The sequence below is a fragment of the Belnapia rosea genome, assembly GCF_900101615.1.
In the GTDB taxonomy this organism is placed as follows: domain Bacteria; phylum Pseudomonadota; class Alphaproteobacteria; order Acetobacterales; family Acetobacteraceae; genus Belnapia; species Belnapia rosea.
Window position 1 is genome coordinate 138,818 of the sequence record NZ_FMZX01000003.1, and the last position, 13,016, is coordinate 151,833.

Sequence of the window (13,016 nt, forward strand, 5' to 3'; positions counted from 1 at the left end):
CTCACTGCCCGTCCACCACGGCCTCGCAACGGCGGCACAGGGTCGGGTGGGCGGCGGAGAGGCCGACCTCCTCCAGCACGCGCCAGCAGCGGTCGCATTTGGCGCCGGGGGCCTTGGTCGCGGTGAAGGACTCGGCCGGCACCATCCCGGCACGGGAGACGATCAGGATCTCCTCCCAGAAGCCGGGATCGAAGCCGGCCCCAGCCGGGATCGCCACACTCGCCTGGAGCGAGGAGCCGATCTCGCCGGAGCGACGCAGCTCCTCCAGCAGCCCGGTTGCCTCGGCCCGCCGGGCGCGCAGCGCCGCCCAGCGCTCGGCCAGCGCCTCATCCCGCCACTCGCCCGGCAGCGCCGGGAAATCGTGCAGGTGGATGCTGTCGTTCTCATCGGGGAAGCGGGCGAGCCAGGCCTCCTCCGCGGTGAAGACCAGCACCGGCGCCAGCCAGGCGCAGAGGCAGCGATGCAGCACATCCAGCACCGTCCGCGCGCTGCGGCGGCGGTGGCTGCCGGCCGCGTCGCAGTAAAGGCTGTCCTTGCGGATATCGAAGTAGAAGGCCGAAAGATCGGTCGAGCAGAAGGCGTGGATCTCGGGATAGACGCCGGTCCAGTCGTAGTCCTTCGCCGCCTGGCGCAGCTTCCCGTCCAGCTCGGTAAGGCGATGCAGCACCCAGCGCTCGAGCTCCGGCAGCTCGGCATGGGGGACGCGCTCGGCCTCCTCGAAGCCGGCGAGGTTGCCGAGCAGCCAGCGCAGCGTGTTGCGCAGCCGCCGGTACAGCTCCGCCTGCTGCTTCAGGATCTCCTTGCCGATGCGGAGGTCGTCGGCGGTGTCCGAGTTCATCACCCAGAGGCGCAGGATGTCGGCGCCGTATTGCTGCATCACCTCCTGCGGGGCGGTGACGTTGCCGAGCGACTTCGACATCTTCCGACCCGACTCGTCGAGCACGAAGCCATGCGTCAGCACCGCCTTGAATGGCGCGACGCCGTTGGTGCCGACGCTCTCGAGCAGCGAGGAGTGGAACCAGCCGCGATGCTGGTCGGAGCCCTCGAGGTAGAGATCGGCCGGGAAGGGCATGCCGCGGTCGCGCAGGACGAAGGCATGGGTCGAGCCGCTCTCGAACCACACATCGACGATGTCCATCACCTGCTCGTAGTCCGCAGGCTCGCGCCCCTCGCCGAGGAAGCGGGCGGCGGCGCCCGGCTGGTACCAGGCATCGGCACCCTCCACGCGGAAGGCCTCCACGATGCGCTCCATCACCGCCGGGTCGCGCAGCGGCTCGCCGCTGCGGCGGTCGACGAAGACGGCGATGGGCACGCCCCAGGCGCGCTGCCGGCTGATGCACCAGTCGGGCCGGGCCGCCACCATGCTGCCGATGCGGTTGCGCCCCTGGTCGGGGACGAATTGCGTCGCGTCGATCGCCGCCAGCGACTTCTCGCGGATGCAATTCGCGTCGTCCATGGCGATGAACCATTGCGGCGTCGCCCGGAAGATCACCGGCTTCTTCGAGCGCCAGCTATGCGGGTAGCTGTGCGTCAGCTTTCCCTTGGCAACCAGCGTGCCGGCCGCCTCGCAGGCGGCATAGACGGCATCATGCGCCTTGAAGACATGCAGGCCGGTGAAGCCCGGCGCCTGCAGGGTGAAGGTGCCGTCGTCATTCACCGTCTCCGGCACGGGCAATCCGTTCTCGCGCCCGAGGTTGAAGTCGTCCTCGCCATGGCTCGGCGCGATGTGGACGAAGCCGGTGCCCGCCTCGGTGGTCACGAAGTCACCCGCCAGCAGCGGCACGTCGAAGTCGTAGCCCGCGCCACGCAGCGGATGCGCGGCGACGGCGCCGGCCAGCTCCTCGCCCTTGAGGATGCGCACCACCGTATGGGCGCCGAGCTTCGCATCCTTCTCGAATTGCGGCAGCAGCGGCAGCGCGACCAGCAGCCGCTCGCCGGGGACGAGGTGGCTGCCCTCGGCGACGCCCGCGACATGCACCAGCGCGTAGTCGATCTCCGCCCCATAGGCGACGGCGCGGTTGCCGGGGATGGTCCAGGGCGTCGTCGTCCAGATGACGACGCTGGCGCCGGCCAGGTCCCCGGCGCCTGCCTTGACCAGGCGGAAGCGCGCCCAAAGGGTCGGCGAGACATGATCGTGATACTCGATCTCCGCCTCGGCCAGCGCGGTCTTCTCGACCGGGCTCCACATCACCGGGCGCAGCCCGCGATAGAGCGAGCCGTTCATCAGGAACTTGCCGATCTCGCCGACGATCGTCGCCTCGGAGGGGAAGTCCATCGTCGCATACCGCCCGGCCCAGTCGCCGGCGACGCCGAGGCGCTTGAACTCCTCCCGCTGCACGTCCAGCCAGCGCGCGGCATAGGCACGGCACTCGGCGCGGAATTCGAGGACGGGCACGTCGTCCTTCTTGCGGCCGCCCTGATACTTGCCCTTGGGGTCGCGGTATTCCTCCTCGACCTTCCACTCGATCGGCAGGCCGTGGCAGTCCCAGCCGGGGACGTAATCCGCGTCGAGGCCCGACATCTGGGCGGCGCGGTTGATCACGTCCTTCAGGATCTTGTTCAGCGCGTGCCCGATATGCAGCGGGCCGTTCGCGTAAGGCGGGCCGTCATGCAGCACGAAGGGCGGGCGGCCCTTGGAGCCTTCGCGCAGACGGGACCAGAGGCCGAGCCCCTCCCAGCGCTTCAGCCAGTCCGGCTCCCGCTTCGGCAGGTCGCCCTTCATCGGGAAGGCGGTCTGCGGCAGGAAGACGGTGCCGCGGTAATCTTGTGTCCCGGTGGCGCGGGCGGGGGCTTCGGTGTCGTTCATCGGGGCGGTCTCCGGCCGCCGGCGATGCGGCGGCGGGTCAGCGGTGGCGGGTGCGCGGCGGTCCCGGCCCTCAGGCGAGGGCCGGGCGGCTAATTCGCGGATGGGCCACCGGGCGATGCATGGGGGCTTATGGGGATCGGAGGGCCAAGGGGTCAAGTATCGGGGTCAGGGATCCTGCGCCAGCGCCGCCCGGGCATCCTCGGCATCCTGGGCGATGGCGGCCTTCAGCTGCTCCAGCCCATCGAATTTCGCATCCGCCCGCAGGAAATGCCGCAGCCGGACGCCGATCTCCTGGCCATAGAGATCGCCCGAGAAGTCGAAGAGATAGGTCTCCAGCCGCGTCTCCGGGTCGCCGCCGAGGGTCGGGCGGCGGCCGATATTGGAGACGCCCTTCACCTCCCGCCCATCCGGCAGCATGGCCGTCACCGCATAGACGCCCCGCGCCGGCTCCAGGTGCCGCCCGAGCCAGAGATTGGCGGTTGGCCAGCCCAGCACCCGGCCGAGCTTGTCGCCATGCACCACCTCGCCGCGGATCTCCCAGGGCCGGCCGAGCATGGCGGTGGCGCGCTCCGGATAGCCGTCCTGCAGGGCGCGGCGGATGCGGGTGGAGGAGATCGGGCCCTGCGCATCCGTGACGGGCGGCACGATCGTCAGCCCGATCCCGGCCGCCTCGGCCAGGCCGGACAGCGTCCCCGCATCCCCGCCACGCCTGTGGCCGAAGGCGAAATCCTGCCCGCAGGCGAGATGCACCGCCCCCAGCCCCTCCCGCAACACGTCCTGGAAGAAGCGTTCCGCCGGCATGCCGGCCAGCGCCGCATCGAAGGGCAGCGCCATCACCAGCGCCGCCCCGGCCGCCCCCAGCGCCGCCGCCTTGGCGGGCAGCAGGGTGAGGCGGAAGGGGGGGTCCTCGGGGCGGAAATGCTCGCGCGGATGCGGCTCGAAGGTCAGCACCGCGAGCGGCGCCTCCGGCCGCGCCGCATGGGCGGCGGCCAGCACCGCCCGGTGGCCTCGGTGCACCCCGTCCATATTGCCGAGCGCGACGGTCGCGCCGCGCAGCCCGGGCGGCAGGGCATGCCAATCGGTGAGGACGAGGGGCTGGGTCATGCCCGGGGTCTAACGAGGCGGGGACGGGTGGACAAGCGCCGCGCCATCGCCACAGTGACCAGGATCCGCAACAGGACCCATCCCATGCCCCAGACCGATATCGGCAGCTCCGACCGCCTCCTCGCGGAGCTTCGGAGCTGGGTGGAACACGAGACGCCGACCACCGACGCCAAGGCAATCAACGGCCTGCTCGACCGCTGCCAGGCCGATCTCGCCGGGGCCGGCGCCGCCATCGAGCGCCTGCCGGGCCGGGACGGCTTCGGTGACACGCTCATCGCCCGCACCCCGGGCGAGGGCGCCCCGGTGATGGTCGCCGGCCATGTCGACACGGTCTGGGACCATGGGACGCTGGCCAGGTCCATGCCCTGGCGCGTCGAGGGCGAGCGCGCCCACGGCCCCGGCATCTACGACATGAAGGCGGGCAGCTTCTTCGCCTTCCACTCGGTGCGGGAGATCCTCCGCCAGGGAACCAGGACGCGCCGCCCCATCACCCTGCTGCTCACGCCGGATGAGGAGGTCGGCAGCCCGACCAGCCGCGCCCCGATCGAGGCCGCCGCGCGGGGCGCCTGCGCCGTGCTGATCCCGGAGCCCGCCGGCGGCAGCCAGGGCGCCTGCGTCACCGGCCGCAAGGGCACCGGCGGCTTCACCCTGACGGTCGAGGGCCGCAGCGCCCATGCCGGGGGCAACTGGTCCGAGGGGCGGAGCGCCGTCGTCGCCCTCTCGCGCATCATCCTCCAGATCCATGCGATGACCGATCTCGGGCGCGGCGTCACCACCAATGTCGCGCCCGTCTGGGGCGGCACCCGGCCGAACGTCATCCCGCCCGAGGCGGGCTGCCGCATCGACTTCCGCGCCCCGAGCCTCGCCGAGGCGGAGCGCGTGGTCGCCGCCATCCGGGCCCTCGCGGGGGAGGAGGATGGCATCCGCGTCACCATTGAGGGTGGGCTCAACCGCCCGCCGCTCGAGGAAAGCCCGGCGAATCTCGGCCTCTACGAGGCGGCCCGCGCCATCGCCGCGCGCCAGGGCTACGACCTGCCGAAGCAGCATCGCGGCGGCGGGTCGGACGGCAATTTCACCGCCGCCATGGGCATCCCCACCCTCGACGGCCTCGGCTGCAGCGGGGCAGGCGCGCATGCGCCCGAGGAGCATATCCGCTGGGCCGAGTTGGCGCCGCGCTGCGCCACGCTCTGCGAGTTGCTGGAAACCTTGGGTTAGGGAGACTGGCCATGCCCAAGGCACTGATCATCGGCGCCGGGGATGGGCTGTCCGCCTCCCTGGCGCGGCTGCTGGCCCGGGAGGGCTATGGCGTGGCGCTCGCGGCCCGCAACACGGCGAAGCTCGCCGACCTTGCCGCCGGGACGGGTGCCACGACCCATGCGGTGGACGCCGCCGATGCCGCCCAGGTTGCGGCGCTGTTCGCCACCGAAGGCGATGCGGAGGTGGTGGTCTACAACCCGAGCTACCGCACCCGCGGCCCGATCGCCGAGCTGGACCCGGAGGAGGTGCAGAAGAGCCTGCAGGTCTGCGCCTTCGGCGCCTTCCTCGCGGTCCGCGAGGCGGCACGGCGCATGCTGGCCGCCGGGCACGGCACCATCCTGCTGACCGGGGCAAGCGCCGGCGTGAAGGGCTATCCGTTGAGCGCGCCCTTCGCCATGGGCAAATTCGCCCTGCGCGGCCTCGCGCAGTCCGCGGCGCGGGAGTTCCACCCGAAGGGTATCCATGTCGCGCATGTGGTGATCGATGGCGGCATCCGCAGTGCCCGCCGGCCCGAGGCAGCGGAGGATAGCCTGCTCGACCCGGACGCCATTGCCGAGAGCTACCTCCACCTCATCCGCCAGCCGCGCAGTGCCTGGAGTTGGGAGCTGGAGATCCGACCTTGGGTTGAAAAATTCTGAATCGGCATGGACATCGCGGGACGGTGGAACAGGCTGCCACAAGCACCCGCGCATGCACTTAACTCAGGGTAGAAAAATACCGGATACTTTCGAGCTGTTGCGAGAAAAGGCACCTTTTTCTGGGTGCTTTTGCGTGCACACGCAACTGAAGAACGATTTCCGTGTTGCTGTCCGGGTCGGTCAATAGTATGTGTGCTACGCAATCACATTAGCTGGAGCTGCAGGATGCGAGCCGCGTTCAAGCCTCTCGAAGCCGAGGCAGAACCCGAGTCCCCTGACCAATCGGCGCTACGGCTGATGCTGTCCTACGTGGAAGCAGAATGCCTGCGCCTCGGTGCCACCGAAGCCGCACGCCACGTCGCCCTCGCCGTCTCGAACCTGCCGGAGCCGGTGGTCGACGCCGCCGCCACCCCGCAGCCGCCGGCCCCGCTTCGCCCGCGGAACGCACGCCTCCACTGAGGCCTTCCCGCTACCCCCGCCGCAGCAGGAACAGCGCCTGTTCGCCGAACAGGTTGGCCAGTTGCGGTGACCGCTTCCAGGGCGCCTTCAACCCCCGCTCATCCACCGCCAGCCACTGCTCGACCACATAGCCCTCCAGGGCGCACAGGTCGAAGAAGTCGCGGATGGTGCAGGGGTGGATGTTCGGCGTCTCGTACCAGGCGCGGTGCCAGGTATCGGTCATCGGCATCCGCCCGGTCGCCAGCACCTGCCATCGCACCAGCCAATGGCCGAAATTGGGGAAGCTGACGATGGCCCGCCGGCCGATGCGCAGCATCTGCCGCAGCACCTCGCGCGGCCGCTCCACGGCCTGCAGCGTGCGCGAGAGCACCACATAGTCGAAGGCGCCGTCGGGGTAGGAGGCGAGGTCATGGTCGGCGTCGCCATGGATCACCGCCAACCCGGCAGCGACGGCGCGCGTCGCCTCCGCCATGTCGATCTCGATGCCGCGCGCATCCGCGCCCTTTTCAGCCGTGAGATGCGCCAGCAGCGCGCCATCCCCGCAGCCGATATCGAGCACGCGCGCACCCGGCGTGATCATCTCGGCGATCAGCCGCAGGTCCAGCCGCATGTTCTTGGCGACATAACGGATCGGGAAGGGCGCATCGGGCATGGGGCCTTGCGATAGACCGCCGCTGCGGCCACCGCAACGCTTCCTTCATCGCCGCCATGCTGTCCTGGCGCACCTTCTGCAGATGGGCATCGCCGCCATGATCCGCCCCCCATGCCGGGCCTGAACGCAGCCCTTGCGCTGCTGCCTTCGCCGGCTCGGCTCCGCAACGCCGTCGCCGACCTGCTGCTGGCCGCGGCCGAGCGTGTCTCCCGCCCTTCGCCGGAGGCTGGCCCGGCCGCCCTGGCCCCGCTGCCGCAGGATGGCGGGCCCACACAGGACGCGGCCAAGGGCGTGGCGCTGTCCCGCCTTGCCTGGGCCGACCGGCTTTGGGGGGAAGGGTGCCTGCTGCCGGGCGGCATGGCCGAGATCCATCGCCTTTCGGGCCTCCTGCCCCTCTCGCCGGCGACGACGGTGCTGCTGCTCGGCCGCGATGCTGGCGGGGCGGCGGGTAGCCTGATCGCCCAGCGCGGGGCCTGGGTCGCTGTCCACCAACGTGACCCGGTGCTGCGGGAGAGGATGGCGGCGCGCCTTCGCCCTTATGGCCGGCGTGCCACGGTGCTGCCCTGGGACCCGGCGTGTCCCGCCTTCCGGCCCGGCTACCACCACCATGCCCTGGCGCTGGAGGCCCTCGACGGCGCCGACCCCGCCGCCCTGTCCATGGCGCTGGCGGCCGCGCTGAAGCCCGGGGCGCAGCTTGTCATGCTGGAGGTCGTGCAGGGTGAGCATCCCGGCCCCGCCCCCTTGCTGGAACGCTGGATGGCACTGGAGGGTCGCGCCGTTCCGCCCCGGCGCCGGCTGGCCGAAGCCGCGCTGCAGCGCGCCGGCTTCCAGCTCCATGTGGCGGAGGATACGGCGCCGCGCCACGCCGCTGCGATCATCGAGAGCTGGTCCCGGATGATCGCCGGGCTGCGGGAGGCCGGAGCGCCTGCTCTCCGGGCGGGCGCCGCCGGGCTGGTCGCCGAGGCCGAGCTCTGGCTGTTGCGGCACCGGTTGATGGCCAGCGGTGCGCTCGGCTTCCTGCGCTGGCATGCGACGCTGCGCCGATGACCACTGCATAGGCTGCATGGCAGCCGGGCGAAGGCCGACCTCCTAATCCAGCGGCAGGCTGCCCATTTCCTCAGCATTCGGGGCCACAGGGTGCATAGGGCATCCCGGTTTGAGGGCCCCGCTGGAGACTTCCTATGATGTCCGCTGTCCTTGGCCTGCTGAGCTTCGGTGCCGGCCTGGCGCTGGTGCTTTGGGGCGCCACGGTCCGTCGCGGCATGGAGCGCGACGGAGTCCTGCACGGGGCCGGGCTGATGCCCGCCGGTGCGGCGCGGGACGCCGCCTGAGCAAGTCCCCACGGCGCGCCGGGCCACCCGCCCGGACGGCGCCGCGGGGTATGCGCCTCAGCTGGTCGGTGAGCCCGCCGACGGGGCTTGTGCCGCGGGCGCCGCCGCCACCCGCATCTCCGGAAGCGGGATGAACTCCTGGTCGTCACCCGGCACGGTGCCGAAGCGCCCGGCCTTCCAATCCGCCTTCGCCTGCTCGATGCGCTCGCGCGAGGAGGAGACGAAGTTCCAGAACAGATGCCGCGGCCCGTCCATCACGGCACCGCCGAGCAGCAGCAGCCGGGCACCCTTCGGCCCCGCCCGCAGCGCCAGCCCGTCGCCCGCGCGGAAGACCAGCATCCGGCCGGCTTCGAAGCGGTCACCCGCGACCTCCACCTCGCCCTCCACCACATAGGCGCCGCGTTCCTCATGCTCGTCCGGCATCGGCATCACGGCGCCGGGTGCCAGCGCTGCATCGGCATAGAACAGGTCCGATGGCGTCTTCACCGGAGAACGGGCGCCCCAGCCATAACCCGCGATCAGGCGCAGCCGCGCGCCGCCATCCTCGATCACCGGCAGCGTCGCGGCCGGATGATGCACGAAATCCGGCACCGCCTCCTCCTGCGCCCGCGGCAGGGCGAGCCAGGACTGGATGCCGAAGAGGCGGTTGGCCTGGCCGCGCAGCCGCTGGTCCGTGCGTTCCGAATGGACGAGGCCACGCCCCGTCGTCATCCAGTTGACGTCGCCGGGCCGGATCGCCTGGTCGGAGCCAAGGCTGTCGCGGTGCTGGATCTCGCCGTCGAACAGATAGGTGACGGTGGAGAGGCCGATATGCGGGTGTGGCCGCACGTCGAGTCCCCGGCCCGTGAGGAATTCGCCGGGCCCCATCTGGTCGAAGAAGATGAACGGCCCGACCATCTGGCGCTCCTTCGCCGGCAGGGCGCGGCGCACCTCGAAGCCGCCGATGTCATGCGCGCGTGGCACGATCACCTGGCCCACGCAGTCGGAGCCGGCGCATTCGGGCATCACGCCCATGGGATCCTTGTCGACGCTCATGGTCCGTCTCCTGGTTCAGAGACCCGCGATCCATTCGCGGGTCAGCGTGACGTCCAGCTGGGAGAGGCCGTGCCCCGCCGGCAGCTCGTGATGCCGCACCGTCGCGCCATCGGCGGCGAGCAGGGCCGCGAGGCGCTTGCTGTTCGCTGCCGGCACGATCGGGTCGGCTGTCCCGGACAGCATTAGCACCGAGGTGCCGTCCAGGCGTGCCGCAGGCGCTTCCCGGAACGGTGCCATGGCCCGCAGCAGCACCGCGCCGCGCACCAGGCCGGGGTGCCGCAGCAGCAGGCTGGCGGCGATATTGGCCCCGTTCGAGAAGCCCAGCGCAATGGGCGCGGCGATCCCGTACTCGGCCTGCGCCCACCGGATGAAGCCGGCGAGATCGTCGGTGCGGCGGCGCAGGTCGTCCTCGTCGAACACGCCCTCCGCCAGGCGCCGGAAGAAGCGCGGCATGCCATTCTCCAGCACCGCGCCACGCGGCGAGAGCAGGGCGGCGCCCGGTGCGGCCATGGCGCCGAGCGGCAGCAGGTCGGCCTCGTCGCCCCCCGTGCCGTGCAGCAGCAGCAGCGGCGGGCGGGCGGTGTCGGTGGCGGGTTCGAAGCGATGGACAAGGCTCGGTTGGGTGCTCATGGCAGGTACTCCCAGGGCCGCGCAGCGGGCCGCGCCGTGCAGGCGCCGCCCGTTGCGGCCGTTCAGGCGAGGACGGGCAAGGCCGCCTCGATCTGGCCGCGATAGGTCTCGAGGAACTTCGGCAGCTTGAGCGCGGTGCCGAGCGCCTCGGCGGGCTCGTCCACCGCGAAGCCCGGGATGTCCGTGGCGATCTCGAACAGCACATGCCCAGGCTCGCGGAAGTAGACCGAGCGGAAGTAGTCGCGGTCCTTCTGCTCCGTGGTGCGGAGGCCGTGATTGGCGGCAAGCTTCCGCACCATGTCGGCCTGCGCCGCGTCATCCGCCGCGCGGAAGGCGAGGTGATGCACCGAGCCCCGGCCCATCCGCGCCGGCAGGAAGCCGCCGACCGCCTGCAGGTCGACGATGCCGCCGAGGGCCGTGCCGGCCACCTGGTAGCGCACCGTGCTGCCCTCGCGCGCCGCCTCGGCGAAGCCGAAGACATCGGTGAGGATGGCGCCCGTCGCCTCGGTCCGGTCCAGCATCAGGCTGACGCTGTGGAAGCCGCGGATCGCCATCGCGGCCGGCACCTCGCCATTGTCCCAGGCCGGCTCGGCCTCGATGCCCGGCAGCCCGACCAGGGCCAGCCGCATGCCGTCCGGGTCGCGGAAGGTCAGCACCGTCTCGCCGAAGCGCGTTGCCCGCTCCACGCCATGGCCCATCAGCCGCGCGGTCCAGTAGCCGATCGCGCCCTGCGGGATGCGGAACACCGTCTCCTGCAACTCGCCGGCGCCGCCGCGGCCGGGCGCCGCATGCTCCCAGGGGAAGAAGGTGAGGATGGTGCCGGGGCTGCCGGCGGCATCGCCGTAGTAGAAGTGGTAGGCGCCGGGATCGTCGAAATTGACGGTCTTCTTCACCAGCCGCAGCCCAAGGGTGCGGGTGTAGAAATCGAGGTTGCGCTGCGCGTTGCCGGCGATGGCGGTGACATGGTGGATGCCGTGGATGGCCATGGTCTGTCTCCGTTCGAGGGGAGCCTGGACGGCCCCGGTGGCAGAGAGATGAGCCCGCGCCGGACCGAAGGGTAGCGAAATGCGATTGCATGGATGCAATCCCGCCCTTGCCGGAAGCGGTCTGGTATTGCGGCCCCGCACAGGGCATCCTGCCTCCCCCCGGAGGACAGGATCGGTGGCATGAAGGAACCCGCCCGGACCCTTGCCTGGGATGATTTCCGCCTCATCGATGCGGTGGCGACGACGCGCAACCTGCCGGCCGCGGCGGCCCGGCTCGGCATCGACCATTCCACCGTCTTCCGGCGCCTGAAGGCGATCGAGGCGCTGGTCGGCACGCCGCTCTTCGAGCGCCACCGCACCGGCTATGCCCTGACCCCGGCCGGCGAGGAGATGGCAGCGCTCGCCGCCCGGGTGGACGAGGACATCACCGCCGTCACCCGCCGCCTCATCGGCCAGGCGCCGGCGCCGGCGGGCGAGGTGCGGCTCGCCACCAGCGACAGCCTGCTGACGGAGCTGCTGATGCCGATGCTGGCGGCCTTCCGTCGGCTCAACCCGGCGATCCGCCTCGACCTCGTCACCGGCAACGCGGCGCTGAACCTGTCGCGGCGCGATGCCGATGTGGCGGTGCGCGCGACCGACGCGCCGCCCGATACGCTCGTCGGGCGGCGTGCCGCGCGCATCGCCTGGGGGCTCTATGGTTCGGTCATGGTGGCGCCGGCCACCGACCCGGTCATGGAGTCCGACTGGGTCTGCCTCGGCGATAACCTCTCCAGCCTGAAGGTGGTGCGCCATGCCCAGGCGATGGTACCGGCGGAGCGGCTGGGCGGGCGCTTCGATACCGTGCTCGGGCTGGCGCATGCCGTGGCCTCGGGGATGGGCGTCGGACACCTGCCCTGCTTCATCGGTGATACCTGGCCGGGGCTGACCCGCCTCGCCCCGCCGGACCCGGCCTATGCCTCCGACCTCTGGCTGCTGACGCATCCCGACCTGCGCCGCACGCCACGTGTGCGAGCCCTGCTCGACCACCTGACCGAGACGATCGCGGCGAAGCGTGCGCTGATCGAGGGTACCGCCGCCGGCATGGCCTGACGGGCCGGCCGGGCTCGCGGCCGCGGTCCAGGCCGCGTCCGAAGGCCACCCCACCATCATCCATGACGCGGCGACCGCGATGGAGGCGACGCTCTGCAGCGATGAGGAGGTGATCGTCGTCGGCAATTTCGCCGGGCAGGCGGCGGCGTTCCTCTCCCGCACGGCGGCGCATGTGCATGTGCTGGTGCACGGGGCGGGCCCTGGCCTCGCCCTATGCCACGGCCAGGCCGGGCATCTTCGCGGTGGGCGATGTCCGGTCCGGCTCGGTGAAGCGCGTGGCCTCGGGCGTTGGTGAAGGCTCGGTCGTGGTGCAGTCGCTACACCGGTTCCTGCAGCCGGGCATCGCCTGACGCGGGCCCGGCCGGGGAGCGCCTGCGAGGCGTCAGCCGCCGGTGTCGGCGGCCGTGGCCGTCGCCTGATCGAGGATCGCATCCATGCTTCGCCGCAGCGCCGCGGCAGAGCGCCGGCCGCCCAGATAGGGCAGGCTGGACCAGGCGCCGTCGATCAGCAGCTCCAAGGCATCACCGAGCAGATCCGGCTCCGCCAGCCCCGCCTCCCGCGCGAGTGCCACGAATTGCTGGCGCATGCGCAGCTTATGGGCGGCGACGAGCTGGTGCGTCGGGTGGTCCGGGTCGGGGAATTCGGCCTGGGCCAGCAGCAGCGGGCAGCCGCGATATTCCGGCATCTCGAGCTTGCCGGCCATTGCCTCGACCATGGCGCGCAGCTTGTCGAGCGGCGTGGTGGCCCCCGCGGTCGCCTCGGCGAACCAGGCATCGTAGCAGGCCGCATCCTCCTCGAGGATGGCGGCCACCAGCGCATCCTTGCTGGGGTAGCTGCGGTACAGGCTCATCTTCGTCGCGTCGGCGGCGCGGCAAACCTCCTCGATCCCGGTCGCGCGGATGCCTTGCCGGTAGAACAGGTCCTTGGCCGCGCTCTGGATGCGCTGGGCTGCCTTCGGCCTGTCGGCGGTCGCGCTGGACATGGGGTCTCCCCTTCTCGCGATGACGGAACCATGCGGCACCGCAAAAT

14 protein-coding genes are annotated in these 13,016 nt (G+C 71.4%); 7 read left to right on the forward strand and 7 right to left on the reverse strand.

Annotation, left to right across the window (positions count from 1 at the left end):
* Position 1 precedes the first annotated feature (1 nt).
* Both ileS and BLR02_RS09555 read right to left on the reverse strand, forming a co-directional pair.
* Positions 2 to 2,806 (reverse strand): isoleucine--tRNA ligase, encoded by a 2,805-nt coding sequence (gene ileS, locus BLR02_RS09550; RefSeq protein WP_090662639.1) that lies wholly within the window; start codon positions 2,804 to 2,806, stop codon positions 2 to 4.
* A 165-nt stretch (positions 2,807 to 2,971) separates the two neighbouring features.
* A complete protein-coding gene (locus BLR02_RS09555; protein ID WP_090662641.1) occupies positions 2,972 to 3,910 on the reverse strand; it encodes a bifunctional riboflavin kinase/FAD synthetase in 939 nt (312 codons plus the stop codon).
* Positions 3,911 to 3,994: 84 nt separating this feature from the next.
* Between BLR02_RS09555 and BLR02_RS09560 the strand changes: the two genes are divergently transcribed.
* From BLR02_RS09560 to BLR02_RS30045, 3 genes are all read left to right on the forward strand, one after another.
* Positions 3,995 to 5,125, forward strand: a complete 1,131-nt coding sequence (locus BLR02_RS09560; protein WP_090662643.1) for a M20 family metallopeptidase — start codon at positions 3,995 to 3,997, stop codon at positions 5,123 to 5,125.
* A gap of 11 nt (positions 5,126 to 5,136) precedes the next feature.
* On the forward strand, positions 5,137 to 5,805 hold the full coding sequence (locus BLR02_RS09565; protein WP_090564304.1) for an SDR family NAD(P)-dependent oxidoreductase: 669 nt from the start codon (positions 5,137 to 5,139) through the stop codon (positions 5,803 to 5,805).
* 225 nt (positions 5,806 to 6,030) lie between these two features.
* Positions 6,031 to 6,264: a hypothetical protein gene (locus BLR02_RS30045; RefSeq protein ID WP_090564302.1), complete on the forward strand. Its 234-nt coding sequence runs from the start codon at positions 6,031 to 6,033 to the stop codon at positions 6,262 to 6,264.
* Positions 6,265 to 6,274: 10 nt separating this feature from the next.
* On the opposite strand, the gene metW is transcribed toward BLR02_RS30045, so the two are convergent.
* Positions 6,275 to 6,874, reverse strand: coding sequence for a methionine biosynthesis protein MetW (metW, locus tag BLR02_RS09570; protein WP_090564578.1), 600 nt, complete (start codon positions 6,872 to 6,874; stop codon positions 6,275 to 6,277).
* A gap of 153 nt (positions 6,875 to 7,027) precedes the next feature.
* On the opposite strand from metW, the gene BLR02_RS09575 reads away from it, so the two are divergent.
* Positions 7,028 to 7,963, forward strand: a complete 936-nt coding sequence (locus BLR02_RS09575) for a hypothetical protein (protein ID WP_090662645.1) — start codon at positions 7,028 to 7,030, stop codon at positions 7,961 to 7,963.
* 137 nt (positions 7,964 to 8,100) lie between these two features.
* A complete protein-coding gene (locus tag BLR02_RS29400; RefSeq protein WP_176952828.1) occupies positions 8,101 to 8,247 on the forward strand; it encodes a hypothetical protein in 147 nt (48 codons plus the stop codon).
* Between the two features lie 57 nt (positions 8,248 to 8,304).
* Here the strand turns inward: BLR02_RS29400 and BLR02_RS09580 are convergent, their stop codons facing one another.
* The 3 genes from BLR02_RS09580 to BLR02_RS09590 form a co-directional block, all read right to left on the reverse strand.
* The gene (locus BLR02_RS09580; protein WP_090564299.1) at positions 8,305 to 9,282 is read right to left on the reverse strand and encodes a pirin family protein; all 978 of its coding nucleotides are present in this window, start codon (positions 9,280 to 9,282) and stop codon (positions 8,305 to 8,307) included.
* A gap of 15 nt (positions 9,283 to 9,297) precedes the next feature.
* On the reverse strand, positions 9,298 to 9,912 hold the full coding sequence (locus BLR02_RS09585) for an alpha/beta hydrolase (RefSeq protein ID WP_090662647.1): 615 nt from the start codon (positions 9,910 to 9,912) through the stop codon (positions 9,298 to 9,300).
* A 62-nt stretch (positions 9,913 to 9,974) separates the two neighbouring features.
* Positions 9,975 to 10,898, reverse strand: a complete 924-nt coding sequence (locus BLR02_RS09590) for a ring-cleaving dioxygenase (RefSeq protein WP_090564294.1) — start codon at positions 10,896 to 10,898, stop codon at positions 9,975 to 9,977.
* A 180-nt stretch (positions 10,899 to 11,078) separates the two neighbouring features.
* Here BLR02_RS09590 and BLR02_RS09595 point away from each other — a divergent pair, with 180 nt between their 5' ends.
* Both BLR02_RS09595 and BLR02_RS09600 read left to right on the forward strand, forming a co-directional pair.
* Positions 11,079 to 11,987 carry a LysR family transcriptional regulator gene (locus BLR02_RS09595; protein WP_090662649.1) on the forward strand — a complete coding sequence of 303 codons (909 nt, stop codon included), beginning with the start codon at positions 11,079 to 11,081 and terminating at the stop codon, positions 11,985 to 11,987.
* A gap of 79 nt (positions 11,988 to 12,066) precedes the next feature.
* Entirely contained in the window at positions 12,067 to 12,282 is a 216-nt protein-coding gene (locus BLR02_RS09600; RefSeq protein WP_218127898.1) for a hypothetical protein, read from the forward strand.
* An 87-nt stretch (positions 12,283 to 12,369) separates the two neighbouring features.
* On the opposite strand, the gene BLR02_RS09605 is transcribed toward BLR02_RS09600, so the two are convergent.
* The gene (locus tag BLR02_RS09605) at positions 12,370 to 12,969 is read right to left on the reverse strand and encodes a TetR/AcrR family transcriptional regulator (RefSeq protein WP_176849471.1); all 600 of its coding nucleotides are present in this window, start codon (positions 12,967 to 12,969) and stop codon (positions 12,370 to 12,372) included.
* Between the last annotated feature and the right edge of the window lie 47 nt (positions 12,970 to 13,016).

What these genes read in the sequence shown, in the direction of transcription:
- BLR02_RS09555 (WP_090662641.1), bottom strand. Translation starts at nt 3,910, where the DNA reads ATGACCCAGCCCCTCGTCCTCACCGATTGGCATGCCCTGCCGCCCGGG.
- BLR02_RS30045 (WP_090564302.1), top strand. Translation starts at nt 6,031, where the DNA reads ATGCGAGCCGCGTTCAAGCCTCTCGAAGCCGAGGCAGAACCCGAGTCC.
- BLR02_RS09605 (WP_176849471.1), bottom strand. Translation starts at nt 12,969, where the DNA reads ATGTCCAGCGCGACCGCCGACAGGCCGAAGGCAGCCCAGCGCATCCAG.
- BLR02_RS09565 (WP_090564304.1), top strand. Translation starts at nt 5,137, where the DNA reads ATGCCCAAGGCACTGATCATCGGCGCCGGGGATGGGCTGTCCGCCTCC.
- BLR02_RS09590 (WP_090564294.1), bottom strand. Translation starts at nt 10,898, where the DNA reads ATGGCCATCCACGGCATCCACCATGTCACCGCCATCGCCGGCAACGCG.
- BLR02_RS09600 (WP_218127898.1), top strand. Translation starts at nt 12,067, where the DNA reads ATGGAGGCGACGCTCTGCAGCGATGAGGAGGTGATCGTCGTCGGCAAT.
- BLR02_RS09595 (WP_090662649.1), top strand. Translation starts at nt 11,079, where the DNA reads ATGAAGGAACCCGCCCGGACCCTTGCCTGGGATGATTTCCGCCTCATC.
- ileS (WP_090662639.1), bottom strand. Translation starts at nt 2,806, where the DNA reads ATGAACGACACCGAAGCCCCCGCCCGCGCCACCGGGACACAAGATTAC.
- BLR02_RS09585 (WP_090662647.1), bottom strand. Translation starts at nt 9,912, where the DNA reads ATGAGCACCCAACCGAGCCTTGTCCATCGCTTCGAACCCGCCACCGAC.
- BLR02_RS09575 (WP_090662645.1), top strand. Translation starts at nt 7,028, where the DNA reads ATGCCGGGCCTGAACGCAGCCCTTGCGCTGCTGCCTTCGCCGGCTCGG.
- BLR02_RS09560 (WP_090662643.1), top strand. Translation starts at nt 3,995, where the DNA reads ATGCCCCAGACCGATATCGGCAGCTCCGACCGCCTCCTCGCGGAGCTT.
- BLR02_RS29400 (WP_176952828.1), top strand. Translation starts at nt 8,101, where the DNA reads ATGTCCGCTGTCCTTGGCCTGCTGAGCTTCGGTGCCGGCCTGGCGCTG.
- BLR02_RS09580 (WP_090564299.1), bottom strand. Translation starts at nt 9,282, where the DNA reads ATGAGCGTCGACAAGGATCCCATGGGCGTGATGCCCGAATGCGCCGGC.
- metW (WP_090564578.1), bottom strand. Translation starts at nt 6,874, where the DNA reads ATGCGGCTGGACCTGCGGCTGATCGCCGAGATGATCACGCCGGGTGCG.